This window comes from Arthrobacter sp. LFS091 (assembly GCF_047977885.1).
Taxonomy (GTDB): Bacteria; Actinomycetota; Actinomycetes; order Actinomycetales; family Micrococcaceae; genus Arthrobacter.
This window is the reverse complement of record NZ_JBFPFP010000007.1, coordinates 145,377-171,009: the sequence shown is the minus strand read 5'-3', so window position 1 is coordinate 171,009 and position 25,633 is coordinate 145,377. Positions and strand designations below refer to the sequence as shown.

The window sequence follows — 25,633 nt, the reverse complement described above, 5'->3', positions numbered from 1 at the left end:
GCAAACATGAAAATTGGCATTCTTACCAGCGGCGGCGACTGCCCCGGCCTCAACGCAGTGATCCGCGGAGCAGTCCTCAAAGGCATCGCGATCCACGGCCAGGAGTTTGTGGGTTTCCGCGACGGCTGGCGTGGAGTTGTTGAAGGTGATGTCATCGACATCCCGCGCACCATGGTCCGCGGTATCGCCAAGCAAGGCGGAACCATCCTGGGCACCTCCCGGACCAATCCTTTCGAAAACGGCGGCGGCCCGGACGTCATCAAGGCGCACATGGAGCGCCTGGGCATTGACGCCATCATCGCGATCGGCGGCGAGGGAACCCTGGCTGCTGCCAAGCGTCTCACGGATGCCGGCCTGAAAATTGTCGGCGTCCCCAAGACCGTCGATAACGACCTCGACGCTACCGACTACACCTTTGGTTTCGACACAGCCGTGCAGATTGCCACTGAGGCCATCGATCGGCTTCGCACTACCGGTGAATCCCACCACCGCTGCATGATCGCCGAGGTCATGGGCCGCCACGTCGGCTGGATCGCCCTGCACGCTGGAATGGCGGCCGGTGCGCACGCCATCCTGATTCCGGAACAGAAGGCGAGCATCGAACAGATCACCGAGTGGGTCCAGGAAGCCCACGACCGCGGCCGTGCGCCGCTGGTGGTCGTGGCCGAAGGATTCGTACCTGACCACATGGAATCCCCGCACTCCGAACGCGGCCTGGACACCTTCGGCCGTCCGAGGCTTGGCGGCATCGCCGATCAGCTCGCCCCCGAGATTGAGGCCCGCACGGGCATCGAGACACGTGCCACTATCCTGGGCCACATCCAACGCGGCGGCGTCCCCACCGCCTACGACCGTGTCCTGGCGACCCGCCTTGGCATGGCCGCCATCGATTCCGTGGTTGAAGGCCGCTGGGGCACCATGGTCGCCCTCAAGGGAACGGACATCTCGCACGTCGGTTTCGAGGAGGCCCTGGGCAAGCTCAAGACTGTGCCCCAGCACCGCTACGACGAAGCGTCAGTCCTGTTCGGCTAGTCCGCTAGGCTGAATCCATGACATTAGAGCCCACGTCCGCTGCAATTATCCAGCTGGCGTGGGCTCGCCATTTAGGGCTCGACGACGACGCTTTCGCCACCGCCGCTACCAGGCTCGCCTCTACCGGGGCTGCCCCGGGAGAACCTGCCCACAGAATCACCCGTGTGGACGAGTCCGCCCGGGACGTTGTGTTTCTGCGGTTGTTCGGGGTGTCAGCCCTGGTGGGACCGCAATGGGCACTGGACGCGGCAGCAGGGATCCCGGACACGGACCTCGCACAGCATGTGACGCTGTTGACCCTCACCCGTTCACATGGGGGGCACGGACTGGGATCGTCGGCTTTGTTCTTCGCCGACGATCTGCCGCTCCAACAGCCCTCGGACGACCTCATGGTCTCCCCGGGCAACCCCGAAGCCATCCTCCTAGAAGGGCTGTGCCCTCCGGATGACGTGAACGAAGTGGGGCTCCAAGGCCTTGAACACCGGTTCACCATCCTGAATCCGGCAGATGAGCAATCCACGCCTGTAGCCTGCGGAGCCTACTCCGAGTGGGAGGGGATACTGGCCGACATGGGTGTGCTGGTTGCTCCGCCATGGCGCCGGCGCGGACTGGGAACACTGGCTGCTTCCATCGCCGCCCACGAAGCCCTCGCAGCTGGCCTTACGCTCCAATGGAAGTCCGACGTCAGCAACACCGGAGCACTTGCGATGGCCCGCCACCTTGGCTTCGCCACGGGCGGTCTCCACGCAAGCGTTCGGCTCGGCTGACTCCTCGCGGAAGTTTTGTACAGCTGACGGCCCAAAGAAGCGCCAATGAGCACGTCAGCTGCACAAGAACACCACTGCTAGCTCTGGAGTTCGGCGTTCGCTTCCTCGGCTTGTGCCGGAGCCTTGCCACCCCAACCTGATACGGACTTCGGCTTCGCGAAGAACAACGCCACGATAGCGCCGACCAGGACGGCAAAGGCGGGCAGCAGGATTGACTGGCTCATCGCCGTCGAGAATCCTGCGTGGAGGAACTCCGGCAGGACGCCGCCCATGGACGCTTCGCCGGCCGGTGCACCGGCCGGTGCTGCCGGCAGTTCCGCGGCCAGGCGGGATTGGATCAAGGCAGCGATAGCGGCCGAACCCAGTACAGCACCAATCTGGCGAGTGGTGTTGAAGACACCTGAACCAGCACCAGCCTGGCGGGGATCCAGGTTGCGTGTGGTGGCATTGGAGACCGGGCCCCAAATGAAGCCATTGGCAACACCCTGCAGAGCGCTCGGCAAAAGGAACATCCAGATGGGCGTATCAGGACCCAGCAGGGACGCCGTCCAGAACAAGGCACCCGACAAGCACAGCAAGCCGAAGGCTGCGAACCACCGCGGGTTGGCACGGTCGATCAGCTTGCCCACGAACGGCGCCAGCGCACCGGAAATCACGGCCATGGGGATCATGAGCAGCGCCGACTGCGTAGGCGTCAGGCCGCGAACCGTCTGGTAGTAGAAAATAGTAGGCAACGGAAACGCGGTAACAGTAAAGCCAACGACCATGATGGTGGTGTTGCCCAGCGAGAAGTTCCGGTCCTTGAACAGGCCCAGCGGAAGCAATGGCTCACCGCCGCGGCGCTCAAGAATCCACTGCCATGCGACAAAGAGGGCCAGCACAACAAGTCCCGTAATGATGAGTCCCCACACCGAAATGACACCGGAAACGGTGCCCCACTTGTAGGTCTGTCCCTCCTGGATACCAAAGACCAGCAGGAACATGCCGACGGCGGAAAGCAGCACTCCGACGACGTCGAAGGTGTGGCTGTGCGTGGTCAACTTCGGCACGAAACGCGTCACCAGGATGAAGGCGACGAGTCCGATGGGAACGTTGACGAAGAAGATCCACTCCCATCCGAGGCTGTCCACCAGGACACCACCGAGGATGGGGCCAACGAGGACTGCCATGCCTGCAGTGGCGCCCCACAGGCCCATGGCGGCACCCCGACGGTCCGGCGGGAAGATCCTGGTGATGACGGCCATGGTCTGGGGTGTCATCATGGCAGCACCCAGTCCCTGGACAGCGCGGGCGGCGATCAGCATGGTGACATCACCTGAGAGGCCGCACCACAAGGAAGCCAGGGTGAAGACCACCAGGCCAATCAGGTAGAGGTTCTTGGGACCGAACCGGTCACCCAACCTGCCGGTGATCAGCAGGGGCACCGCATAGGCCAGCAAGTAGGCACTCGTGACCCAGATGACGGCGTTGATGTCGGTGTTGAGGCCCTCCATGATGCGCGGATTCGCGACCGACACAATGGTGGTGTCGATGAGGATCATGAAGAACCCCACGACGAGTGACCACAGCGCGGGCCACGGTTTAGCTACGTTTTCCAAGGGATTCCTTAGGCTTGTTTGAAAGTTCGACAGGAGTTGGCCGGGGTTCATCCCAGGGCAGTTGCCCGCTGCTCAACTCCTCGAGGAGACCGCGGATCCACGCAATCTCCGTACGGCGCATGGCCTGTTGGTAAGAGATATCAATCCAGTACTTACGGTCCAGTCCTTTGCCAGTCACGACGTCCTCGGCATGGACCAGGAAGTCGAGGTCGGCGGTGAGTGCCACCACCCGTTGTTCCAGCAATTCGGCCACCACCAGGGCCGGCAGGTGGTGGGCTTCGGCGATTGCGTGGGGGAAAATCGGATACTCATTGACGGGCGTGGACAGCATGGCCTGCAGCCGCGAGTCCAAGGCCTGGTGGCCGGCATCCGTAATCCGATACGTCGTCCGCTCGGGCCGGTTACCTTCCCGCTCGGTTCCGGTGGCCTCCACGAGTCCGTTTTCCTCGAGGCGGCCGACCGAGTGGTACAGCGTACCCGGACGAACCTTGACCAGCCGGTCTTCATGGCGGGCCATGAGCAGCTGGTACATCTCGTACGGATGCATTGGCCCTTCGGCCAGAAGAGCCAACGACGCCACACCAAGTGGCGTCAGTTCTGCAGCTTTGGGCATACAGCGTCTTCCCCTCATATATTCCACAACAACTATTCCACGTGGAATAGTATGACGCAAGAAAGCCCGACCGCCATGGCGACCGGGCCGTCTTGGTGGTGGTTCAGCCCAGGAGTGCCAGGATCTCCGCCCGGGCAAACATCGCGGCAGCCTCACGGGCGGTGGGCTGACCGGCGTCGGGGTCCGCACCCGCATCCAGCAGGACCCGTGCGACGCTGGTGTAGCCCTTGAAAACAGCGCCGGCAAGTGGCGTCTGGCCGCGGTCGTTGGCCGCATTGACGTCGGCGCCGTGATGGAGGATCAGCTGCACGGCCTCGTCGTGGCCGTGGTAGGCGGCCAGCATCAAGAGGGAATCCCCTGCGGCATTGGTCAGGTTCGCCGGAGCACCGGCATCCAAGTAGCCCCTCAGTAAGTCCGTGTTTCCTTCACGGGCAGCATCGAACAGAGCGTGGGCGAGTGCCAAGGCGTCGTCGTCTGCGCCGTCCTCGGTACCGGCGTTGGTGGGTTGGCTCATCGGTGGGGTCCCTTCAGGAATCCGGTCTGGCGCCCGACGACCTGGCCGGCGTCGGGGGCGACGATCACTTCCTGAGCAGCGGCGTAAGGCTCGTCACCGTCCATCACTGTCAGGTCTTCTTCAGCCGACACCGACCGCTTGATGACAGCCAAGGCCACTGGCCCCATTTCGAAGTGCTGCGCCACAGATGTCAGGGTACCCACCTTGCGTTCCCCGGCAAATACGACACTGCCGACTGCCGGCAACGTGTGCTGCGAACCGTCCAACTGCAGGAAGACGAGGCGCCGCGGCGGGTGCCCCAGGTTATGGACCCGCGCGATGGTCTCCTGGCCCTTGTAGCAGCCCTTGTTCAAATGGACGGACGTGCGGAGGAGATCCAATTCGTGGGGAATGGTCTTTTCGTCTGTCTCAGCGCCAAGCCTTGGCCGCCACGCAGCAACACGGAGGGCATCCGCGGCCATCGCGCCGGCCAACGGCAGGCCAGCCACGGCATGTTCCAGCTCAGCGGACGGGACCAGGTACTCGAACCAGGGCCGTTCGAGGCCCGGATGGGACTCCTCCGGGACGATGCTGTAGGCGTAGCCGCCCGGGCCGACATGCGGCCACGGATCTTCCCACACCAGGCTCGACGACAACTGCTCTACGGGCTTGGTGGCACCCACCACCGCCCACTGCTCAGAGACGTCCTGGATGTCGACACGGAGCATGAACTTCATCTTGTTCAGCCACTCGGCCAAGGGACCTGCTTCTGCCGCCTCGACGATCAGCCAGGTGGTCGCGCCGTCGTCAATGACCCGGGCATCAAATTCAATGCGGCCTTGGACACTGAGGAGGAGCAACTCGCTTGAGACGCCGGCCTGCAGATTGGTGAGCTGCTGCGACGACAGCGTGTTGAGCCAGCTGAGCCGGTCCGGGCCGAACACAGTCACCACCCCGCGATGCGAAAGATCGACGACGGCGGTTCCGGTCGCCAGGGCGCGCTGCTCCCGCAGGGGTTCACCGTAATGCGCCGCGACACCGGCGTCGAGGCCGGTATCTTCGACCGCGCCAGGGCGCGACAACAGGGGGCTCTTGTAAGTCATATGTAGTAGAAGTCCTTGCGGCTTAACGGTATTCCGGATTCTCGAAATCAAAACGGGTGCCGGCTTTCCACTCCGCCGGAAGATTGCCGTACGCGGGGATCCCGCCGGCGTCCCGAAGGATCTTGGCCATGTGCAGGAGGTTCCACGTCATGAACGTGGTGTTCCTGTTGGTGAAATCACTCTCGGGGCCACCCGATCCTTCGTCCAGGTAGCTGGGGCCCGGACCCACGGGCCCGATCCACCCGGCGTCGGCCTGGGGCGGGATCGTGAAGCCGACGTGCTGGAGGCTGTACAGCACGTTCATGGCGCAGTGCTTGATGCCGTCTTCGTTGCCAGTGATGAGGCAACCGCCGACTTTCGGGTAGAACGCCCACTGACCCTTGCTGTTCAACTCGCCGGAATGGGCATACAGGCGTTCGATCAGCTTCTTGGTCTGCGATGAATTGTCACCCAGCCAAATAGGACCGGCAACCACCACAATGTCGGCATCGCGCACTGCGGGGTAGAGCTCGGGCCATTCGTCCGTCGCCCGACCATGTTCCCTCATGTCCGGGTAGACGCCGCTGGCGATGTCGTGGTCCACCGTGCGGATGAGGGTGGTGGAAACGCCCTGCTTTTCCATGATGGCGCGGCTGATGCTGATCAGGCCGTCGGTATTGCTCAACTGCGGCGAGGGCTTGAGGGTGCCATTGAAGAAGACGGCCTTCAGGCCCTCGTAGCCCTGGGGCTTGAGGTTGGTGTTCACTATCTGCTCCTTTTGCTGGTTGCTAGGCGGAACGTACAGTGAGACCTCTTGTCAGGAAACCCTGTTGAGGAAAGCCGAGGCGTGCGCTTCGAGGGCCTTGCCACTGGCAGCAACATCCCAGCGCCATAGCAGGTTGCCGTCAACCAGGCCGAAGATCCGGGTTGCTGCGGTGTACTCCTTGGAGTGGCTTCCGCGCATCACCATGTCGGTGCTGAGCTGGATCTGGGGCCCCTTGATCTGGCCATAGTAGAGCTCGGTGATGCCACCGGGATGAGCGATGGACACCGAGATGTCGAAGCCGCCGTCGTCGTTCCGGCGCTCCTCCACCTCGTCCGCGGTCTTGAGCACAGGGACGATGTCGGCCGGGATCAGTCCCGGGCCGCCGTCGCCCTCTTCAAGCTTTCGCTCCAATGCCCAGAAACCCGTCTCAACCGTCAACGGGCGCAGCTTTGCGCCGGCGTCGTCGCTGAGCCAGGTTTCGGCCCTGTACTGCAAGTACGGAAGGCCGTTGTGGGTGAAGGAGACGTGCTGGACGAAGTGCTCGGAATCCTCGTCTCCACTGCCTAGCCGTCCACGGCCTTCCCACTCACCAATGAGCCAGGAAAGGGGGACGAGTTCAGGCGTCAGGTCAGTTGGGATCTCAATAGGCACAGCGGCAACCTTGCTTGGACTGCAGGACCAAAGGTCCTACTTCTGGCCCTGGAACAGACGGTAGACGACATAGCCGGCAAACCATGCCATCGCGACACTTGCCAGGCCGAGGAGAACGAGGAAGAAGATTTCATATGCGAGAACAGACATGATGCCATCCTAACCGTTAGTAGATGAGAAGTTTGTCGATGAAGTAAGCCAAGGCGCCCACGGCCCATACGGGTGCGACACCCATGCCAATCGCGGCAGCAAGGTTAAGCCGGCCGCGCCGCAACGTGGTCATCCGCCGGAAGCTGACCAGCACCGATCCGACGACGACACCCACCAGCGCTGCGGGAAGCACTGCGATGTCCGAGAAGACAAGGCCGGCCAACGGACCCATCAGGGCCGCCATGACCACGCCGAGCGGGGCCACGATACGGTCGGGCCAACGGATGATTCCCACCAGCAGGGCAACCGCAGCGCTCAGCCCTGCCACGAGGACCATTTCCTTGACCCCGTTGAAACGTGCACCGGCAATCCAGCCTGCGCCCAGGCAGTTCAGCAGGACGCCGGCGCAGCAGCCAAGGGTCGATTCGAGGCGTTGGGCCTGGCCCGTGCCGCGGACAAGCTGGACGACGAAAACTGCCATGACGCCCAAAGCAACGAAAGCGGGGGCGCCATCCAGGAAACCCGGCGCCGGCATGTAAGCCGCGGCCACAGCCGATCCCGCACCCGAAAGCCCAATGACGGCGGCCAGGGTCTTCTTGGCCGGAACCGCCAGGAAATGCGGCCACCCGATGCCCACGGCTGCAGAGGCCACGATGCCCACGCCCACCATGGCTTCCCGGGAAACGAAGGTGCTGGCCACGATGGCTGCGAGCGCCACGAGTCCGAATACCCCGATGCTCCAAGACTTCACTGTGTGCCGACCTCAATCCGATGCGCCTTACGACCTCTCGACAATCCTGCCTTAACCCAGGCCAATATGTCGTAATTCCGCCCCCTGCCCGTCACGAATCCCTGTCTGGCCGGGCCCGGGTGGGTATACTCAGACTTCAACGGCGCACAGTGTATGCCTTGATCCCGTTACAACGGGAAGAGGCGGCCTGCGTGCTGTGACCGACCGGTGAGACTCCGGTTTCGACGCCCGATGATGCGCGTAAAGCCCATTGGAGGAACTATGTCGCACATCCTGCTCCTAACGAACAGCACCGGCTCTTCGGTGGACATTCTGCCTGCCTTGGAACTGTTGAACCACCGTGTGCACATCCTCCCGGCGGAACCCACAGCCTTGCTGGAAACCGATCCCACGGACATCGTCTTCCTGGATGCCCGTAAAGACCTGGTGGGTGCCCGCTCCCTGACCCAGTTGCTCAAGGCCACCGGCCTCAGCGCACCCCTGATGCTGATCCTCACCGAAGGCGGCATGGCTGCCGTCTCGTCGGCGTGGGCTGTTGATGACATCGTGCTGGACTCCGCGGGACCGGCCGAGGTCGAGGCCCGCATCCGCCTGGCCATGGCGCGGGCCGTCACCGGCGAAGAGGAAACCCAGACAGAGATCCGGGCGGCCGGCGTCGTTATTGATGAGGCGAGCTACACAGCGCGCGTCAACGGCCAACCGCTCAACCTGACCTTCAAGGAGTTCGAACTCCTCAAGTACCTGGCACAGCACCCAGGGCGCGTCTTTACCCGTCAACAGCTGCTGACCGAAGTGTGGGGCTACGACTACTACGGGGGCACCCGGACAGTGGACGTCCACATCCGGCGCCTTCGCGCCAAGTTGGGCGTAGACCACGAAAACCTGATCAGCACCGTCCGCAACGTCGGCTACCGGCTGACGTTGGTTCGCCTTCCCGACGACGAACTCTCCGAAGCCTGAGCACGTTTTGATGCGGACCTGATACGGAAAAGGCCGGAATCCCTGCGGATTCCGGCCTTTCCTTGCTCTGTTGTGGAGGACATACGGGTCGAACGTATCGAGGCCACCCCACTGGTGGATCCCCCTCGCGTTCACTGCTGCGGGCTACCGCAAAGCCGAACGAGATATAGAGACTATCCCTGTTTAGCGGTTACTTCAAATCCCGCTGTTTGCCCGTGGCGTATAGCCTTGCATCATGAGTCACGCGCACCCGGAGAACTGGCCCGTCTTGATCGTCAACGGCGCGTTGGACGCCGAACTCCTCAAGGACTTCACCACCCTTGCCGCTGCAGCGGAGGAATCCGATGGGAATCCTCCCCTCTCGGAGCAGACCTTGGTGATGTTGCGCGGCGCCGACTCGGGGGAATCCTCGGTTCTGTCACTGGCCGTGTACGCCCCGGACGAGGACTCAGATCCGGCGACCGGAGAAGATCTGGCGGGGATCGCCGTCGTGGTTGAAGGCCCCGACGGCAGCGGCGTGCTGGAGCTGGCGGTCCACCCGAGCTACCGCAACCAAGGGGTAGCGGGCCGGCTGCTGGCCGCGCTCCAGGAAAAGCGGAGCTTGGACGGCCTCAGCGCCTGGTCCCACGGAAACCATGAAGCCGCTGCCGGGCTTGCCACCCGTTTCGGTTATCGGCCGGTGCGTGAGCTGTGGAAGATGCGGCTCATGTCTTCTGCTTCTGCACTGCCCGACGCCGGCCTTCCAGACGGGGTCTCGCTGCGCGCCTTCGTCCCGGGCCAGGATGAGCAGGCATGGCTGGACGCCAACCGGGCGGCGTTCTCACACCACCCCGAGCAGGGTTCGATGACTCTGGCGGACCTTGAGGCCCGCAAGTCCGAGGACTGGTTCGACCCCCAAGGCTTCCTGCTCGCCGTCAATGACGACGGTGAACTGCTGGGCTTCCACTGGACCAAGGTCCATCCGCGGCAGGGTCCGCACCCGGCCATCGGCGAGGTCTACGTGGTGGGGGTGACCCCGGCAGCCCAAGGCATGGGCCTCGGCAAGGCCCTTACCGTGGCCGGGATCACCTATCTCCAGGACAAGGGCCTGCACGCTGTGATGCTTTACGTGGACGCCGACAATGAGGCTGCGGTAGCCCTGTATCAGAAGCTTGGCTTCGTTCGATGGGACACCGATGTCATGTACGGTCCGGTCGCCAAGGATTAACCTGGTGCGAATGCCGGGACATCTTGGATTCGGGCACCCGAATTGCTTGTAATGTGGGAGGAAACCCTGTCCTGAGCTTAGGAGAAACCCATGCAGCCGGACCCCGTCGGCACCGCCGGATCCACCTCGAAGGGCGCTACGTTGCCTCCGCGCTTCGGATCATCGGAGGTCCCGGCCTCGCGTGCCACACAAGACCGCATCGACATTCCTGAGTTCGCACCAAGCCTGGAGCCTGAAGGGGACATCTCCCCGGACCGTTTCCTTGATCGCGAGCTGAGCTGGCTGGCGTTCAACTCCCGGGTCCTGGAACTTGCCGAAGATCCGGACCTTTACTTGCTGGAACGCGTCAATTTCCTCTCCATTTTTGCCTCTAACCTTGACGAGTTCTTCATGGTTCGCGTGGCTGGCCTCAAACGGCGTATCGCTACCGGGCTGGCGGTCCCGTCCCCCGCCGGGCTGAGCCCCATCGAGGTACTGGAGCAGATCAGCGAGGAGGCCCACAAGCTGCAGGAACGCCACGCGCGGGTCTTCGCTGAACAAATCCGCCCCGCATTGGCCTACGAGCACATCCACATCATGCACTGGGATGAACTTGATGAGGATGCCCGCCACCGCATCAGCGCCATGTTCCAGGAGAAGGTCTTCCCCATCCTGACGCCCCTGGCCGTGGACCCGGCCCACCCGTTCCCGTACATCTCCGGGCTCTCCCTGAACCTTGCTGTCATTGTCAGTAACCCGGTCAGCGAGAAGGAACTCTTTGCCCGTGTCAAGGTTCCGGACCAGCTCCCCCGGCTGATCTCCGTGGACGGTCCGCGTGCCGGCGCCATCCCCGGACGCGTGGCCCGGTTCATCGCCCTCGAAGAAGTTATTGCCGTGCACCTGGACAAGCTCTTCCCCGGCATGGAAGTCCTGGAGCACCACACTTTCCGCGTCACCCGCAACGAGGACCTCGAAGTTGAAGAGGACGACGCCGAGAACCTCCTCCAGGCCCTGGAGAAGGAACTGCTGCGCCGGCGTTTCGGTCCTCCCGTGCGCCTGGAAGTCACCACGGACATCAACCCGAACATCAAGGCACTGCTCATCCGTGAGCTCGGCGTCGAGGAGTCCGAGGTCTACTCCGTGCCGGCACCCTTGGACCTGCGTGGGCTGTCAGCGATCAGCGGCATCGATCGCGCCGACCTCCACTACCCCAAGCACGTGCCACACACGTCGCGGTACCTGAACGAATCTGAAACGTCCAAGGCAGCCAACGTCTTTGCCGCGATGCGCCGCAGGGACATCCTGCTGCACCACCCGTACGATTCGTTCTCCACCTCGGTCCAGGCCTTCCTGGAGCAGGCTGCGGCGGACCCCAAGGTGCAGGCCATCAAGCAGACCCTGTACCGGACGTCCGGCGACTCCCCCATCGTGGACGCCCTGATCGACGCCGCAGAGGCAGGCAAGCAGGTTCTGGCCCTGGTTGAGATCAAGGCCCGCTTTGACGAGCAAGCCAACATTTCCTGGGCACGGAAGCTGGAACAGGCAGGCGTGCACGTGGTCTACGGCATCGTCGGACTGAAGACGCACTGCAAGTTGTCGCTGGTTGTCCGCCAGGAGGTGGACGGCCTGCGCCGTTACTGCCACATCGGAACCGGCAACTACCACCCGCGCACTGCAAGGTACTACGAGGACCTGGGTCTGCTCACCGCCAACGAACAGGTCGGCGAAGACCTGTCCAAGCTGTTCAACCAGCTCTCCGGCTACGCGCCCAAGTCAACGTTCAAGAGGCTGCTGGTGGCGCCCCGGTCCGTGCGTGCCGGGTTGGTGGAACGGATTGAAACCGAGATCCGCAATGCTCGTGCAGGTATCCCCGGCCTGGTGCAGATCAAGGTCAACTCGATGGTGGACGAAGCGATCATCGATGCCCTGTACCGCGCCTCGCAGGCTGGCGTGAAGGTCGACGTCGTCGTCCGCGGTATCTGCTCGTTGCGTCCCGGGGTTCCGGGACTCAGCGAGAACATCACCGTCCGCTCCGTCCTTGGCCGGTTCCTGGAACACTCCCGCGTATTCGCTTTCGGGAACGGTGGCGAGCCCGTGGTGTACATCGGTTCGGCCGACATGATGCACCGCAACCTGGACCGTCGTGTGGAGGCCCTGGTGCAGTTGGCAAGCAAGGAAGACACAATGACGGTCATGGACCTGATGCGCCGCTACGTTGACGACGGAACAGCGAGCTGGCACCTGGACAACCAAGGGCACTGGACGCGTCATCACCTGGACGCCGACGGCAAACCGCTGTTGGATATGCAGTCATGGCTCCTGGAATCGCGTTCCCGGCAGCGAGCATCGGCACGGCGGTAGAGAAGCAGTTGAACAGCGATACCCCCGTGGCCGATCAAACAGATCACCCTGGCGAGTCGGTGGCCGTTGTTGCGGCCGGAGGCATCCCCTGGCGGCTCAACAAGGGTGCCCTTGAGGTGCTCCTGATCCACCGGCCGCGCTACGACGATTGGTCCTGGCCCAAAGGAAAGCTCGACGCCGGCGAAACGGTTCCCGAATGCGCCGCACGCGAAGTCTGGGAAGAGATCGGGCTCCAGGCCACCCTGGGCATCCCGCTCCCACCCATCCACTACCACGTGGCTGCCGGGCTGAAGGTGGTCCGGTACTGGGCCATCAAAGTCAACGGCGCGCAGCTGCGCCCTGATGGGAAAGAGGTGGACAGCGTCATGTGGTGCACCCCGGACCGGGCGGCCACATTCCTGAGCAACCCGAGCGATGTGGAGCCACTGGAATACCTTCAAAAGGCGCACGTCCGTGGCGAGCTGGACACGTGGCCTTTGATCCTGATCCGCCACGCCAAGGCAAAGCCCCGGTCCTCATGGACCAAGGCCGAAGGTGACCGGCCGCTGGCGGCAACCGGCCAGCGGCAGGCTGTAGCAGTCCAGCGCCTCCTCGGCGTGTGGAAGCCCCAGCGCGTCGTCACCAGCCCATGGGTGCGGTGCGTCGCCACCATCGCACCCTACGCCAAAGCCAGTGGGGCCAAGGTGAAGCTGGTGGAAGCCCTCACGGAACACCACCATCAGCGCTCCCCTAAAAAGACTGCGGCCGCTGTTGAGTCGTTGTTCGACAAACAGGTGCCCATAGCTGTGTGCACGCACAGACCTGCACTGCCTACGGCTTTGAAGCAATTGGGACAGCACATGCCTTCGGCTTTACGGGCAGTCCTGCCGGGCGCGGACCCTTACCTGGCCCCCGGCGAGGTCATCGTGTGCCAGGTAGCGCGGGGCGCCGAACGGAAGATCGTCTCCGTGGAGCAGGTCAAACCCTTCGACGACTGACGTATGACTTGACCCCCGGCTCTTTGTGACGAATCGTATGAACTTCGTTTCAAAGACTTGGGGGTCTTGTTGTGGTTGCAGTGCTGGGACCGGGTATCGGGGCTGTCGTGGTGTACCTGTTCCTTCGGATGCTGGTCTGGTCAAAGCCCAATGCCCGGTCCTTGGCCTCGCATAGTCTTTGGGTGGGAATCATCGGCTGGATGGCCAGCTCGCTCCAAGGGGCCATGAACGCCGGGATCCTGCCCGGAAACCCAACCGTGTCGGCTGCTCAAGCAACTCCTGAACAGATTGGCACCGCCCTGGCATGGCCCATCCTCGCCTGCCTCGCCATCCATTCCCTGGGCCAGTTCAGCTATCCAACGACCAAGGGGCAACGCAGGTTTGCCGGACGCCCGGGCGGGCGACTCCGGGACTTCGTCCCCCAACGGCTCGCCTGGACCACCACATCGATATTCGCCTTCACGGCCGTGGTCTTAGCGTGGGTTGCCACCCTTCCCGGACACACCCCGGTTGCCCCTTCAGCTACCCTGCAGCCCCAGGACGTCGACACCGGATACTACGGTCAAGGACAGGACGGCAGGATTCCGGGCTGGGAGCTGGCCGCGTGGCTCGGAGGCGCGCTGCTGGTCCTCGCCTCCGGCACCCTGCTGTTGCTGTGGTTGATCGGGCGCCGCCGCCAGCTGGAAGCGCTCGACGCCGACGACGACCGAACCCTCCGTCGCATCGCGGCCAACCGGCTCCTGCGCACGGTGGCAACCATTGCGGCCGGGCTTGCCACCATTGCCGGGAATTTCGCGGCACAACCAGAAACCGGATCCGGGTGGCAATCGTCCTGGTTCAATGCCCTGGGCGTGGTCAATATGGCGGTACTGCTGGTGATGTTGTGGTGGCCGGTTCCCCGCATGCCTTCGCTCTGCACTGCAGGGCAGTCCACCAGCGTATGGGCCCTCCGTGCTCACCCCGGAACTCACGGAGCAGCCCGGCTCACCATCAGCATCGGCGTTGCACTCGGCACTCTTGGAGGGCTGGCGGCAGTCGCGGGTTTCGTTGCAAGGTACGCGCTGAGCCAACCCCAAAATTCGTGGGTCGCACCCCTTGCGCTCGGGCTGGTGACAGCACTCCTCCTGGTAACCATTTGGGGAGGAGACATTCTCATCGGACGAAATTACGGAACCCTTGAGGCACCCGTCAGGTGGCCGTTACGACTAATATCCCGCGGGCTGTCGTCTTTCGCGTTGGCCAGCGCGCTGCTGTTCGTTGCGTCCCTCACCTTCGTCGTGGCCATCCACGCCGGGCAACCATTCGCTGCCGCGGCATGGCCGGCTGCCGTAACCGGGACCTTGCTGGCCGCCGCGGCAGGTGCCGCTGCTATCCTTGCTGCCCGCCGGCGTCGTGGTATCCCCGAAGACGACGGCGACACCGGCTTGGACGCCGCCCTGAGGGCAATCTCCATGTACCGCATCATCAGGACGCTGAGCGCCTACTGCCTGGGGCAATCGGCCCTTCTCCTCATGACTTCGGGGGATGCCTGGTACCAGCTGTTCGTGCCCACCCCGGGGGTCTATCCGCTCGCACCAAGCCCCGCCGTTACCCTCGGAATGGTGCTGGCAGCGATCGCCGTCATCACCGCCATCACCCCTGTACGGGGACTTATCCAGGCTATTCCCCGGCCTCGACATGCCAACTCCGTGATGGCCAACCCGCCCCGGCAAAGTAAGCTGGACCCGTGAGTATCCCCTCCCCCTATGAAGACCTTCTGCGCGACGTCATGGCCAACGGCACGCACAAGTCGGACCGCACCGGAACCGGGACGCGCAGCGTCTTCGGCCGTCAGTTGAGGTTCGATCTTGCCGAAAGCTTCCCCCTCATCACCACCAAACGGGTTCACTTCAAGTCCGTGGCAGTGGAGCTCCTGTGGTTCCTCCGCGGCGACTCGAACGTGAAATGGATGCAGGACCAGGGCGTCTCCATCTGGGACGAATGGGCGGATCAGGACGGCGAGCTCGGGCCGGTTTACGGAGTCCAGTGGCGCAGCTGGCCCACTCCTGACGGTGGACATGTCGACCAGATATCCGAGGTCATGAAGGGCCTGGCCAGCAACCCGGATTCACGACGACACATTGTTTCCGCCTGGAACGTGTCCGAGCTCAAGGACATGGCCCTGCCCCCATGCCACGCGTTCTTCCAGTTCTACGTGGCCGACGGAAAGTTGTCCTGCCAGCTGTACCAGCGTTCGGCGGACACGTTCCTGGGCGTCCCCTTCAACATTGCCTCGTACGCCCTGCTGACGCTCATGGTCGCGCAGCAGTTGGGCCTTGAACCCGGTGAGTTCGTGTGGACGGGTGGGGACGTCCACATCTACGACAACCACGTGGAGCAGGTTGCCGAGCAGCTGACCCGCGAACCATACGAGTACCCGCAGCTAAAGATCCTCCGCAAACCTGACTCGATCTTCGACTACACCCTGGATGACTTCGAGGTTGTGGACTACCGCCACCACCCCACCATCAAGGCGCCGATCGCCGTATGAGCACGCCTTCCGCCGACGTTCCCGCGCAACTCCCCGGCGTAATCTTTACCCAGGAGACGGCTGCCGCCATGACCGGGATCGGAATGATCTGGGCCCAAACCAAGGCTGGCGTGATCGGCAAGGACGGCAGCATGCCGTGGCACCTGCCGGAAGATTTGAAGCACTTCAGCCAACTCACCACCGGTCACCCCGTCATCATGGGACGCAAGACCTGGGAGTCATTCCCCGCGAAGTACCGCCCCTTGCCCGGGCGCACCAACATCGTAGTGACCCGGAACGCTGAATGGGCCTCCACGCCAGAAGCAGAAGGCGCACTGGTGGTTTCCTCGCTTGACGAGGCCCTCCTGGAGTCCCAGTTCGCGCCCGGCGGCCAGAAGGTGTGGATCATCGGCGGCGCGCAGATTTTCGAGCAGTCCATGAACCTCGCCAATCTTGCAGTGGTCACCATCATCGATGCCGACTTCGACGGCGACACTTTCGCGCCTGAACTCGGTGATGATTGGACTTTTGACACCATGGCGCCAGCCGAGGGCTGGCTCACCGCCAAAAACGGCACAAACTACCGGTTCACCTCGTGGCGCCGGAACGAACGCTAGGAACGACTGCATGCTGAAGAAACCCGAAACCCTGTTCGTGCTGGGCTACATGCTGCTGCCGCTCTTTGCCCTGATCTCCGCCATCGTGGGCCTGACGATGATCCTGGGCGGAAACAAGATCGTGGGCATCATCATCCTGGTGATCGTGACCCAGGTATTCACGTTTGGCTCATTCTTCGCCGTCCGGGCACGCAAAGCTGCTCTGGTTCAGGAGCATGAAGCCGGCAACTAGCGTTCCAGCCGGAAGCGGGCGTGGAGGTCGGATCGGCCGCCTGGCCGGGTGTCGTCGTCGTGCATCCCGCCCGTGACGTAACCAACAGCGGCAGTCCGCTCCGAAAGTTTAGACTTGGTGAATGACTACAGCAGCTAATCCGTCCGTTGGACTGGTCGGTTGGCGTGGCATGGTCGGCTCCGTCCTGATGCAGCGCATGCAGGAAGAGAACGACTTCGCCAACATCAACCCGGTATTTTTCTCCACCTCGAATGCAGGAGGTGCCGCCCCTTCCTTCGCTGAGGGGGCAGGCAAGCTCGAGGATGCGTTCGATATTGAGACGCTGGCCAAGCTGCCTATTATTGTCACCGCCCAAGGTGGCGACTACACCAAGCAGGTCCATGGTGAACTCCGCAGCCGTGGCTGGGACGGCCTCTGGATCGACGCTGCTTCCACCCTGCGCATGAACGACGACTCCATCATCGTGCTGGACCCCATCAACCGCGACGTCATAGACGCAGGCCTTTCCGGCGGGGTGAAGGACTTCATCGGCGGAAACTGTACGGTCTCCTGCATGCTGATGGGCCTCGGCGGCCTCTTCAAGAACAACCTCGTGGAGTGGGGTACGTCCATGACGTACCAGGCCGCTTCCGGTGGCGGTGCCCGCCACATGCGTGAGCTCCTGAACCAGTTCGGCACCCTCAACAACGAGGTCAGCAGTGAACTGGAAGATCCCGCCTCCGCCATCCTGGAGATCGACCACAAGGTCCTCGCAGCGCAGCGCACAGGCGTTGACGCCACCCAGTTCGGCGTCCCGTTGGCCGGTTCCCTGATTCCTTGGATCGATGCCGACCTCGGCAACGGCCAGTCCAAGGAAGAGTGGAAAGCCGGAGTAGAAACCAACAAGATCCTCGGCACCGGAAACGGTACCGCCGGCAAGGACCACATCGCCATGGACGGTCTCTGCGTCCGCATTGGTGCCATGCGCTCCCACTCGCAGGCACTGACGCTCAAGTTGCGTGAGGACCTGTCCGTCACCGAGATTGAGAACCTCCTGGCCAAGGACAACGAGTGGGCCAAGGTTGTTCCCAATACCAAGGAAGCCTCCATGGCGGACCTGACCCCGGTGGCTGCGTCCGGCACGCTGGACATCCCCGTGGGCCGTATCCGCAAGCTCGAAATGGGTCCGGAATACATTAGCGCCTTCACTGTGGGCGACCAGCTCCTGTGGGGTGCGGCCGAGCCGCTCCGCCGTATGCTCAACATCGCGACGGGCAAGCTCTAATACCCGTCCGCCCCTGAACGTCGCTAACCCGCTGTTCCGTTGCTGCCCAGCAACGGAACAGCGGGTTTTCGACTTCCTGCCTTGGCCAGGGCGGTTTTGAGCAGACGCTCAACCTCCCAGGGCCTGCTGAGGTCTCCCCACTCGATCCTGATGACGTTCCAGCCCATTGCCATAAGCGCTTTCTCCCGCCGCCGCTCCTGGAATATGACATCCTCAGTTGGTGCGTAGTCGAAGTACTTGGCTCGACCATCAAACTCAAGGATGAGCTTGTGGTCCCTCCAACCGAAGTCTCCCCTATAGGTTCCGATGGGCGTCATGACCTCTACCTGAAGGTCTGCGCCACCGATGCCGAGCCGGTCCAGGAGCGCACGGGTACGCGTCTCCCCTACCGATTCGGACCTCCCATCCATGGCGTCCAGGATCCGCCACAAGCGTCGGGCACCCCGCGTGATCGCTCCGGTGCTGAGGTAATCCCGCATCGCTTGCGGGTCAGCACCCTTTCGAAGAGCTTGGTCCGCGATAACCAAAGCCCGCTCAAAGTCCATGGCCCGTGCACAGTCCACCACGGTGCGCTCAAGGCTGGTGACCGGGATGGGCCTTTCCCAGGGGGCCAGCACCTCGACGATCTCAGTACCCGACAGCGGACCTCCGTGGGCCACAACATCGTCACCAGAGCTCCCCTGGGACGGGGAAAACGGTGTGGTCACGTGCACCTGGGCACCACTGTCCCAAGGGGAACATCCGTGCAACCGTGCGGCACTGGCATGACTGTAGACACTGGTTGTCCGCGCGCCACGATGATGCGCCTCTATCCGCAGCAGGTCCTGTTCCCATGGCTTTCTCCGATGCCAATCCTGGGCCCTGACGTAGGCACCACGCCTAAGCCTGATCAGTTTCCCGGAGCGGACGCCAGCTGTGAGCACCCGATCACTAAAGCCGAGCCCGGACAAGTCTGCTGTTGTGGCTACCGAGGTGCCGGGCCAGAAGCGGGAGATGTGGTGGTCAAGTTTCTTTGTTTGCATCTGTCCATCGTCCGGGGCGCAGACAGCGCCCACCATGGCCCAGTTCCCGTATGTGGACAACCTCGATCAGCTCATCGGAGTCGGGGCGCCGAGGAGGGCCCCAGCCCTCCCACTTCCCAGCCAGAGCCGTTGCCAACCCACACCCACGTCGCTGGCCAACCACGGATCAGCGGGCCAGCAACGGACCAACCCAGCCCCGTGCCCCAGCCCTACCACTTCCCACCCAAACCCGTTGCCAACCCGCTCCCACGTCGCTGGCCAACCACGGAACAGCGGGCCAGCAACGGACCACCCGGCCGGGCCGGCCTCAGCTCGCCATGAACTTCAGGTACGCCCGTCCCTGAGCCTGGAACGCCCGCTCGGCGGCAGGACCAAGCTCGCCTGCAAACGGTTCCGGGACCACCCCGGCGTTCTTCCCGGAGCCCGAACGGGCCCAGGTCCCCACCACTTCGCCTCCGGAAACGATGATGCGCTTGAAGACGCCGTTATTCCCCGGCACCACGCGTTCGGCGTACTCCGGGGCGAGAACCAGGCTGCGGTCCTGGTACCCGAGAAGGTATTCGTCGAACCCAGGCAGTGCCAGCAGCGAGCGGGAGCCGGGAACGCCGTCGTCAAGCATTGCTGCCGCTTCGGGTGACAGCCAGTAGCTGGCTCCGCGGAATTGAAGCTCAACCAAGCGGTCCCGCACAACTGCCAAGGCAGCGCGGGCCTCGGCGAGCGGCACTTGGCTCCACCACGCAAAGTCCTTGATGGTCGCCGGACCGTGGCCCCGGAAGTACCGGAAGAGGAGTTCGGCTATCCCTTCCTCACGGCCCAGGTCCCTGGACTCCGGAATCCAGTCCTCGAAGGGGACAAACAGTTGCTGGACGCCGGCTTTTCCGCCAGAGGCCGCCATGGGTCCTTGGACCAGCCATCCTTCGCGGCACAAGGTTCCCAGGATGTGGATGCCCCGCTGGGAGGTAGTGGGCTGGCCGGCTTCCTCAAAAGCGGTGAACAGCTGTTCGCGGGTTGCCCCGGCGGCACCCTCGCCTGTCTTGAGGACTTCGGCGGTTTTGTACGCTATGTCCCGGCAGTGGCTGATGTCGTCGGAAGTGATGGCCAGTTCGCGGTGCCGGCTCGCCACCGCCATTGCCAGCCGGCCGCTGGTGATACCGAGGATCCAGCGCAGATCTTCGGGTGCCAGCAGGTGCAGGGTCCCGCGCATGGGCCAGGAGCGAACCACCGTCCCGGCATCGAGGGCTGCACGGACGTCCGAGGCCGCAACACCGGGCACCCGTTGCCCAACAGCCCAGAAAGCCATCCCAAGGTCCTGGGCCTGCATGGCCGTCATCCAGCGGACGGCATCGGCGATGCCAGGGAAGCCACCAGCCAGAAGGCCCTGGCTGGCGAGCCGGAGCCGGCCCATGACGCGGGGAGTCAGCGGTGTAGGCATGCTTCATCCTAAGAGCGCACGCGGGCACAGGGAACCTTGCCGCGCCTCCCAGCCGTCACCCAGCAGGGGAACCTAGGATGAGTTCATGCTTTTTGGTGACCTCGCTCCGTTCGTGCGGCCGATGAGCCGGTGGTTGGCTACCGCCGGCTGGTTCTGCACGCTCGTTGGACTTGGTGCCGGGCTGATCGTGGCCGTCGGGACCGGCGTCAGCCTTTCTCCATCGATGCAGGCCATCCAAACCGTCAGTCTGGTCGCAACGGCTACGGCCGCGCTCCTCATTGGAACAGCGGCGGCCAGCCAGCCCGTGTCCGATCGTGATGATGACGCCCCCGAGCCGTGGTTCTACCCGGCCGCGGCCGCCCAAGTCCGCAGCTTCCTGCTCGGGTCAGTTGTCATGCTCCTGGGCTTGGTGGGCTTCGCTGCAGCCGGGCTGTTCATGCCGAGTGGTCCCTCGCCCCAGAGCATCGCGTTCAGCCAGATATTCCTTCTGGGCTCCATCAGTTGCGGGTTGACGTTCTTGCTGCTCAACAAGGTCCTGCCGATCGCCGAGCGGCGAACACGCTAGGACCGCCGAGGGGCAAGATCCCCGAGAGCCCCCCAGCGAACGCGCCTTAGAGGGACACACCGATCAACAGCGGCTCCGGGTGCAGCTCAATACCAAAACGCTCGACGACGCCGGCACGCACCTCGCGCGCGATCGCCACCATGTCCGCAGCTGAGGCTGAACCGCGGTTGGTGATGGCCAACGTGTGCTTGGTGGACAGGGACGCCCTCCCCCCGGAAACACTGCCCTCTTCAAGCCCGAAGCCCTTCCCGAACCCGGCTTGGTCGATGAGCCAGGCGGCGGAGAGCTTCACCAGTCCATCCGTTCCGGCGGGGTATTGCGGTGCGTTCGCTGGCAGCCCCGCGGCGCGCTCTGCGGGCACAATCGGGTTGGTGAAGAATGAGCCGGTGGAGTAGGTATCCCGGTCCTCTGCGTCCAGGACCATTCCCTTGGAAGCCCGGAGCCGAAGGACTTCACGGCGGACATCGTTGGAGTAGGCGCGTTTGCCTGCCTCCACGCCCAGCACCCGGGCCAGCTCGGCGTACCGGATAGGGGCACTCATCCGACCCAGCGGCAACTGGAACTCGACTGTCAGGACCACGTAGCGCGGTGAGCCCTCCACCGTGGTCTGCTTGAGAATGGAGTCGCGGTATCCGAACTTGAGCTCGGAGTTGGTGAAGGTCTGCACGGCGTTGCGTTCACGGTCCCACGTCCGCACGGCCGCAATGGTTTGCGATACGTCAGCGCCGTAAGCTCCCACGTTCTGCACGGGCGTAGCTCCTGTGGCACCCGGAATGCCGGACAGCGCTTCCAGGCCGGACCATGCGTGCAGGACGGCGTGTTGGACCAGGGCGTCCCAGTTGTGGCCGGCCTGTACCACCACCGACACGCCTCCGCAGCTGTCCTCGGAGTTCACTGTGAACCCTTCGGATGCGATCTTCAGGACTGTGCCGGGGTAGCCGTCGTCCGAGATCAGGAGGTTGGATCCGCCGCCGATGATGAGGAGTTTTTCGCCTGCAGCGTCAGCCGACCGTACGGCGTCGATGATTTCAGCCTCGGTGCGGGCCTCCACAAAGTTTCCTGCGGGGCCGCCAACAGCGGCGGTGGTCAATTCGGAAAGCAGCGTCTGGGTCACCAATCAAGCCTAACGGGCTTCGTTGGGCTGCATGGACTTCCTTGTGGTTTGCCCGACGAGGGGGGCCAGGAAGAAGCTGACAACCAGCATCACAAGAGGTGCAAGCAGGGAGTGGAGGATGCCAAAGTGTTCGGCCAGCAGGCCCAGGAGCGGCGGTCCGCACAGAAACGCACCGTAGCCAATGGTGGAGACGACGGAAACGCGGGCGGCAGCGTGCACGGGGTCATCAGCTGCAGCGGACATTCCCACCGGGAACCCCAGCGAGGCACCGAGGCCCCACACAGCCAGCGCCACGAAAGCAAGCCAAGGCAGGGGCGAAAAGACAAAAAGCGCCAAACCCACGACGGCGGTGGCCGAGCACCAGCGCATCACCACTACCCGCCCGAACCGGTCAAGGATGACGGTGCCGGCGAAGCGTCCAATGGTCATGAACGTCACGAACAGGCCGTAGCCAACCGCTCCTGCCGCGTCCGATTGGCCGTAGCCGTCGGACAATGCCAAAGCCACCCAGTCTCCAGCAGCCCCTTCGGCCAATGCCAGGCCGAGGACCAGTACGCCGATCAGCAGCGTTCGACGGTCACGCCAGGCCAGGGCCACGAGCCGTTTGTTGTCCAGTGGTGCAGCGGCGGTCCCGGTTTCCGCCGTAATAATGGGCAACGGTCCAGTAGAGGGATCCTGGAAAGTATCGGTTTCCTCCGTACGCGGAGCGCGGGCCGGCGCCGCGGTCTTCTCCGCCCGGAAAAAGAATCCTGCGGCCACCACGGAACCAGTCACCACGACACCCGCGATCAGGAAATGCCAGAACACGGCCAGGTGCACGGCGGCGGCCCACGCACCAAACCCCGCAGCCGCGACAGTACCCAGGCTGAAGGCGCCGTGGAGGTGCGGCATGACGTGCCGTCCCAGTGCCCGCTCCATTGCCGCGCCTTCGACGTTGGACGCCGTGTTCCAGCTGGCCGTGCCAAGGCCCAATACCACCAACCCCGTGGCAACGACGACGGGGTTCGCCGCGATTGAGGCCCCCACGCCAACAGTGACCAAGCCTGCCCCCACCATGCAGCTCCCGATCCAGCTGGTGAGTTTAGGGCCGAGCCGCAGCACGATGAGTCCGGACGCGGAGATCGAAATGAACGACGCCACAGTCATGCACATGAGAAGGAGCCCGATACCACCGGGGGTCAGGTCCAATCCGTCACGGATCGCCGGGAGCCGCGACACCCAGGTGGCGAACGCAACGCCGCTGGCCGCATAGGACGTCAGGACAGCGACGCGCCACTGGAGCATCTGGGTCGCAGTGGCGCGTTGCAGGGAATGGTTCGGTTGGTTCAAGAGACCTTCACGACCGCCTGCGACTTCATGAGGACTTTCTGTCCGCCGGCGACAACAGTGAGATCGATACGGGCGGTGCGGGCCTCGGCGTCGAGGGCCCCCACCACGCCGGTGACGTCGATGACGGCGCCGGCATTGTCCGTGCCGGTGGTGTCCGTGACCAGGACAGGTTTGGTGAAGCGGGTCTGGTAATCGACGACGGCGGCCGGGTCGCCCGCCCAGTCGCTCACCAGTTGCACTGCGGCTCCCATGGTGAACATGCCGTGCGCAATAACTCCGGGCAGTTCAACCGAGGTGGCGAAGGCTTCGTTCCAGTGGATCGGGTTGAAGTCGCCTGAAGCCCCGGCGTACTTGACCAGGTCCTGGCGGGTGACGTCGATGCTGCGGGTGCCGATTTCCTGGCCAACCGCGAGTTCTTCGAATGTGGGGCTCATGGTTACTGTCCCTCTCCGCGGACCAGAATGGATGAGGTGGTGGTGGCGACCTTTTCGCCCGCCTCGGTGGAAATTTCGGAGCGGGTGGTGATCATGGCTCCTCCGCCCATGGCCCGGACACCGTCAACGTGCAGTTCGGCCACAAGCCGGTCACCGGCAACAATGGCGCGGTGGTGCGTGAACCGCTGGTCGGCGTGGACCACGCGGGAAAAGTCAATGCCCGACTCGGGGTCCTGTACAAGCTGCGCGTCAGCGCGCTGGGCGACGATGATGGCGAAGGTTGGCGGGGCTACGAGGTCGCTGTGCCCGAGGGCTTTGGCCGCGTCCACGTCAAAATGCGCGGGGTTGGTAGCCTTCACGGCTTGGGCAAATTCGCGAATCTTTTCGCGCCCGACGTCGTATACCTCTGCGGCAGGGTAGCTTCGGCCCTGCAGGTCCGGATTGATACTCATGATCCAACCCTATCGGCCCGAAGGGTTGGTTTACTTCCTGTAGTCCTTGCGGATTTTCTGGCCGCGGACCACGAGCCCCGCAACGTGCAGGAGCAGGCCGACGCCGATCAGCGGAAGCGATGCCAATGCCAGTCCCTGGTTGCCGGACGTGTTGCCCACAATGCTCAGGATAATTCCGACGGCGATCAGGCCCATGGCGCCAAAGACCAGCACTTTGTAGGACGTAGGGGCGGTGGCCCAGAATTGTTCAAGCACCGTCCAAGTCTACCGGCGCGCGTTGAAGGGGTTGCGTTGCGGGGCCCACTCTGCGCCCCACGACCACGAAATACCCCGCACAACAGGCCCCACAACGGGAGGGGGTTAGAAGAGGGAGTCCTGCAGGGCCGGGATCTCGGTGGTGTGCGGGCCGAACTCCACTTTGCGGCCCTTCAAGGCACCAAGGTCTGCCACGAAACTGCCGTCCACCTCGTTCCCTGAAGCGTCGGGGAGGCCAACCAAGGCGATTGCTCCGCTCAGCGAGCGGACCCGCACACCGTGCCCACCGCCGTCGAACGTTGCCGGATAACGGTGGCGAAGGCCGGTGTGCGCGGTGCAGAGGGTGTCCGCCAGCGCAGGCCTCTCCCACTCTTCCTCCACCACCGTGTAACCGGTCATGGCCAGGCCGCCCAACAGTTCCCGCACGCGCCCGGCATGCCGGCGGTTCACAGCGGCAAGCTCGACGCCGGAACGCGGCTCCACCAGGCCGGTCACCTTTGCCGCCGAGCGGACCTGCTGGACGAGGCCGAGTTCGCGGGTTACCAGGTCCTCCAGGACACGGACAGTGCGGCCGTCTTCGGCGTGCGCCACGTAGGAGGCATGCACGGCGCCCTGTTCAGCAAGGCGGTTCAACTTGCGTGGCGCTGAAGCTGTCCCGACTTTGCTTGCACCGTTCGCGAAGGTGGCCACGTAGAGCCAGTGCGGTTGCATGAGGTAGGCCCTCAGCCCTGACGGTACGGAGCCACCCCGGTGGAAGTCATGCATCAACCGCGGCTCGTCGCGCGCAAAGCACGCACCGCACTGCTTGCCCCGCTCCGCCGGGGCACCAGTGGGGCAGGGAACATACGTCCGGTCTCCGGGTCCGTGGACCCTTGTATGGCCAAGGCACCACAAACCGGGGGCAACGCGAAGGCCCAGGGACGTACCCCGGGCCAACGCAACATCAGTAAATTCCGCCTGCGGCGACCACAGCCTCAACGCAGGGACGGAAGAGTCCCATGAGACTCCGTGGACCAGCATC

The 25,633-nt window shown here is 63.7% G+C and carries 27 protein-coding genes; 12 read left to right on the top strand and 15 right to left on the bottom strand.

The window, feature by feature from the left end; all coding sequences use genetic code 11:
- The first annotated feature begins 6 nt into the window (after positions 1-6).
- Positions 7-1,032: a 6-phosphofructokinase gene (locus ACNQOP_RS14680; RefSeq protein WP_018776708.1), complete on the top strand. Its 1,026-nt coding sequence runs from the start codon at positions 7-9 to the stop codon at positions 1,030-1,032.
- A gap of 17 nt (positions 1,033-1,049) precedes the next feature.
- A complete protein-coding gene (locus ACNQOP_RS14675) occupies positions 1,050-1,799 on the top strand; it encodes a GNAT family N-acetyltransferase (protein ID WP_416404932.1) in 750 nt (249 codons plus the stop codon).
- Between the two features lie 77 nt (positions 1,800-1,876).
- Here the strand turns inward: ACNQOP_RS14675 and ACNQOP_RS14670 are convergent, their stop codons facing one another.
- From ACNQOP_RS14670 to ACNQOP_RS14640, 7 genes are all read right to left on the bottom strand, one after another.
- Positions 1,877-3,397 (bottom strand): DHA2 family efflux MFS transporter permease subunit, encoded by a 1,521-nt coding sequence (locus tag ACNQOP_RS14670; RefSeq protein WP_416404931.1) that lies wholly within the window; start codon positions 3,395-3,397, stop codon positions 1,877-1,879.
- Entirely contained in the window at positions 3,381-4,010 is a 630-nt protein-coding gene (locus ACNQOP_RS14665) for a PadR family transcriptional regulator (RefSeq protein WP_257370569.1), read from the bottom strand. The genes ACNQOP_RS14670 and ACNQOP_RS14665 overlap by 17 nt, the downstream gene beginning before the upstream one ends.
- Positions 4,011-4,113: 103 nt before the next feature.
- Positions 4,114-4,524, bottom strand: a complete 411-nt coding sequence (locus ACNQOP_RS14660) for an ankyrin repeat domain-containing protein (RefSeq protein ID WP_416404930.1) — start codon at positions 4,522-4,524, stop codon at positions 4,114-4,116.
- On the bottom strand, positions 4,521-5,606 hold the full coding sequence (locus tag ACNQOP_RS14655; RefSeq protein WP_416404929.1) for a YgfZ/GcvT domain-containing protein: 1,086 nt from the start codon (positions 5,604-5,606) through the stop codon (positions 4,521-4,523). The genes ACNQOP_RS14660 and ACNQOP_RS14655 overlap by 4 nt, the downstream gene beginning before the upstream one ends.
- Positions 5,607-5,628: 22 nt before the next feature.
- Positions 5,629-6,351, bottom strand: a complete 723-nt coding sequence (locus ACNQOP_RS14650) for a flavodoxin family protein (protein ID WP_416404928.1) — start codon at positions 6,349-6,351, stop codon at positions 5,629-5,631.
- Positions 6,352-6,402: 51 nt separating this feature from the next.
- Positions 6,403-7,002, bottom strand: coding sequence for an FABP family protein (locus tag ACNQOP_RS14645; RefSeq protein WP_235517151.1), 600 nt, complete (start codon positions 7,000-7,002; stop codon positions 6,403-6,405).
- Positions 7,003-7,168: 166 nt separating this feature from the next.
- Positions 7,169-7,903 carry a permease gene (locus tag ACNQOP_RS14640; protein WP_257370573.1) on the bottom strand — a complete coding sequence of 245 codons (735 nt, stop codon included), beginning with the start codon at positions 7,901-7,903 and terminating at the stop codon, positions 7,169-7,171.
- Positions 7,904-8,164: 261 nt separating this feature from the next.
- Between ACNQOP_RS14640 and ACNQOP_RS14635 the strand changes: the two genes are divergently transcribed.
- The 9 genes from ACNQOP_RS14635 to asd all read left to right on the top strand — a co-directional run bounded on the left by ACNQOP_RS14635 (position 8,165) and on the right by asd (position 18,009).
- Positions 8,165-8,863 (top strand): winged helix-turn-helix transcriptional regulator, encoded by a 699-nt coding sequence (locus tag ACNQOP_RS14635; protein WP_090817688.1) that lies wholly within the window; start codon positions 8,165-8,167, stop codon positions 8,861-8,863.
- 235 nt (positions 8,864-9,098) lie between these two features.
- The gene (mshD, locus tag ACNQOP_RS14630) at positions 9,099-10,070 is read left to right on the top strand and encodes a mycothiol synthase (protein ID WP_284986462.1); all 972 of its coding nucleotides are present in this window, start codon (positions 9,099-9,101) and stop codon (positions 10,068-10,070) included.
- Between the two features lie 90 nt (positions 10,071-10,160).
- Entirely contained in the window at positions 10,161-12,410 is a 2,250-nt protein-coding gene (locus tag ACNQOP_RS14625) for an RNA degradosome polyphosphate kinase (RefSeq protein ID WP_416404927.1), read from the top strand.
- An 8-nt stretch (positions 12,411-12,418) separates the two neighbouring features.
- A complete protein-coding gene (locus ACNQOP_RS14620; protein ID WP_416405012.1) occupies positions 12,419-13,387 on the top strand; it encodes an NUDIX hydrolase in 969 nt (322 codons plus the stop codon).
- A 71-nt stretch (positions 13,388-13,458) separates the two neighbouring features.
- Entirely contained in the window at positions 13,459-15,117 is a 1,659-nt protein-coding gene (locus ACNQOP_RS14615) for a hypothetical protein (protein ID WP_416404926.1), read from the top strand.
- Positions 15,114-15,917, top strand: a complete 804-nt coding sequence (locus ACNQOP_RS14610) for a thymidylate synthase (RefSeq protein WP_416404925.1) — start codon at positions 15,114-15,116, stop codon at positions 15,915-15,917. Before ACNQOP_RS14615 ends, ACNQOP_RS14610 begins: the two co-directional genes overlap by 4 nt.
- Positions 15,914-16,513 carry a dihydrofolate reductase gene (locus ACNQOP_RS14605; protein ID WP_349471151.1) on the top strand — a complete coding sequence of 200 codons (600 nt, stop codon included), beginning with the start codon at positions 15,914-15,916 and terminating at the stop codon, positions 16,511-16,513. Before ACNQOP_RS14610 ends, ACNQOP_RS14605 begins: the two co-directional genes overlap by 4 nt.
- Before the next feature lie 10 nt (positions 16,514-16,523).
- A complete protein-coding gene (locus ACNQOP_RS14600) occupies positions 16,524-16,745 on the top strand; it encodes an NF038396 family protein (protein WP_235517158.1) in 222 nt (73 codons plus the stop codon).
- Between the two features lie 121 nt (positions 16,746-16,866).
- Positions 16,867-18,009, top strand: coding sequence for an aspartate-semialdehyde dehydrogenase (gene asd, locus ACNQOP_RS14595; protein WP_235517159.1), 1,143 nt, complete (start codon positions 16,867-16,869; stop codon positions 18,007-18,009).
- Between the two features lie 23 nt (positions 18,010-18,032).
- On the opposite strand, the gene ACNQOP_RS14590 is transcribed toward asd, so the two are convergent.
- Complete coding sequence (locus ACNQOP_RS14590) at positions 18,033-18,716, bottom strand: DUF559 domain-containing protein (RefSeq protein WP_416404924.1); 684 nt, start codon at positions 18,714-18,716, stop codon at positions 18,033-18,035.
- A 622-nt stretch (positions 18,717-19,338) separates the two neighbouring features.
- Complete coding sequence (locus tag ACNQOP_RS14585) at positions 19,339-20,463, bottom strand: winged helix DNA-binding domain-containing protein (protein ID WP_416404923.1); 1,125 nt, start codon at positions 20,461-20,463, stop codon at positions 19,339-19,341.
- 85 nt (positions 20,464-20,548) lie between these two features.
- Between ACNQOP_RS14585 and ACNQOP_RS14580 the strand changes: the two genes are divergently transcribed.
- Positions 20,549-21,028 carry a hypothetical protein gene (locus ACNQOP_RS14580; RefSeq protein WP_235517162.1) on the top strand — a complete coding sequence of 160 codons (480 nt, stop codon included), beginning with the start codon at positions 20,549-20,551 and terminating at the stop codon, positions 21,026-21,028.
- Positions 21,029-21,074: 46 nt separating this feature from the next.
- Here ACNQOP_RS14580 and ACNQOP_RS14575 read toward each other — a convergent pair whose 3' ends face one another.
- From ACNQOP_RS14575 to ACNQOP_RS14550, 6 genes are all read right to left on the bottom strand, one after another.
- A complete protein-coding gene (locus ACNQOP_RS14575) occupies positions 21,075-22,142 on the bottom strand; it encodes a UDP-N-acetylmuramate dehydrogenase (protein ID WP_235517163.1) in 1,068 nt (355 codons plus the stop codon).
- 9 nt (positions 22,143-22,151) lie between these two features.
- The gene (locus ACNQOP_RS14570) at positions 22,152-23,471 is read right to left on the bottom strand and encodes an MFS transporter (protein ID WP_416404922.1); all 1,320 of its coding nucleotides are present in this window, start codon (positions 23,469-23,471) and stop codon (positions 22,152-22,154) included.
- Complete coding sequence (locus ACNQOP_RS14565) at positions 23,468-23,905, bottom strand: MaoC family dehydratase (protein WP_416404921.1); 438 nt, start codon at positions 23,903-23,905, stop codon at positions 23,468-23,470. Before ACNQOP_RS14565 ends, ACNQOP_RS14570 begins: the two co-directional genes overlap by 4 nt.
- Positions 23,906-23,907: 2 nt before the next feature.
- Positions 23,908-24,357, bottom strand: coding sequence for an FAS1-like dehydratase domain-containing protein (locus tag ACNQOP_RS14560; protein WP_416404920.1), 450 nt, complete (start codon positions 24,355-24,357; stop codon positions 23,908-23,910).
- A gap of 30 nt (positions 24,358-24,387) precedes the next feature.
- Complete coding sequence (locus ACNQOP_RS14555) at positions 24,388-24,612, bottom strand: DUF3188 domain-containing protein (RefSeq protein ID WP_211712085.1); 225 nt, start codon at positions 24,610-24,612, stop codon at positions 24,388-24,390.
- Positions 24,613-24,717: 105 nt separating this feature from the next.
- On the bottom strand, positions 24,718-25,632 hold the full coding sequence (locus ACNQOP_RS14550; RefSeq protein WP_416404919.1) for a DUF2797 domain-containing protein: 915 nt from the start codon (positions 25,630-25,632) through the stop codon (positions 24,718-24,720).
- Position 25,633: the final 1 nt, after the last annotated feature.

What these genes read in the sequence shown, in the direction of transcription:
- ACNQOP_RS14680 (WP_018776708.1), top strand. Translation starts at nt 7, where the DNA reads ATGAAAATTGGCATTCTTACCAGCGGCGGCGACTGCCCCGGCCTCAAC.
- ACNQOP_RS14675 (WP_416404932.1), top strand. Translation starts at nt 1,050, where the DNA reads ATGACATTAGAGCCCACGTCCGCTGCAATTATCCAGCTGGCGTGGGCT.
- ACNQOP_RS14665 (WP_257370569.1), bottom strand. Translation starts at nt 4,010, where the DNA reads ATGCCCAAAGCTGCAGAACTGACGCCACTTGGTGTGGCGTCGTTGGCT.
- ACNQOP_RS14660 (WP_416404930.1), bottom strand. Translation starts at nt 4,524, where the DNA reads ATGAGCCAACCCACCAACGCCGGTACCGAGGACGGCGCAGACGACGAC.
- ACNQOP_RS14655 (WP_416404929.1), bottom strand. Translation starts at nt 5,606, where the DNA reads ATGACTTACAAGAGCCCCCTGTTGTCGCGCCCTGGCGCGGTCGAAGAT.
- ACNQOP_RS14635 (WP_090817688.1), top strand. Translation starts at nt 8,165, where the DNA reads ATGTCGCACATCCTGCTCCTAACGAACAGCACCGGCTCTTCGGTGGAC.
- mshD (WP_284986462.1), top strand. Translation starts at nt 9,099, where the DNA reads ATGAGTCACGCGCACCCGGAGAACTGGCCCGTCTTGATCGTCAACGGC.
- ACNQOP_RS14625 (WP_416404927.1), top strand. Translation starts at nt 10,161, where the DNA reads ATGCAGCCGGACCCCGTCGGCACCGCCGGATCCACCTCGAAGGGCGCT.
- ACNQOP_RS14605 (WP_349471151.1), top strand. Translation starts at nt 15,914, where the DNA reads ATGAGCACGCCTTCCGCCGACGTTCCCGCGCAACTCCCCGGCGTAATC.
- ACNQOP_RS14600 (WP_235517158.1), top strand. Translation starts at nt 16,524, where the DNA reads ATGCTGAAGAAACCCGAAACCCTGTTCGTGCTGGGCTACATGCTGCTG.
- asd (WP_235517159.1), top strand. Translation starts at nt 16,867, where the DNA reads ATGACTACAGCAGCTAATCCGTCCGTTGGACTGGTCGGTTGGCGTGGC.
- ACNQOP_RS14585 (WP_416404923.1), bottom strand. Translation starts at nt 20,463, where the DNA reads ATGCCTACACCGCTGACTCCCCGCGTCATGGGCCGGCTCCGGCTCGCC.
- ACNQOP_RS14580 (WP_235517162.1), top strand. Translation starts at nt 20,549, where the DNA reads ATGCTTTTTGGTGACCTCGCTCCGTTCGTGCGGCCGATGAGCCGGTGG.
- ACNQOP_RS14565 (WP_416404921.1), bottom strand. Translation starts at nt 23,905, where the DNA reads ATGAGCCCCACATTCGAAGAACTCGCGGTTGGCCAGGAAATCGGCACC.
- ACNQOP_RS14560 (WP_416404920.1), bottom strand. Translation starts at nt 24,357, where the DNA reads ATGAGTATCAATCCGGACCTGCAGGGCCGAAGCTACCCTGCCGCAGAG.
- ACNQOP_RS14550 (WP_416404919.1), bottom strand. Translation starts at nt 25,632, where the DNA reads ATGCTGGTCCACGGAGTCTCATGGGACTCTTCCGTCCCTGCGTTGAGG.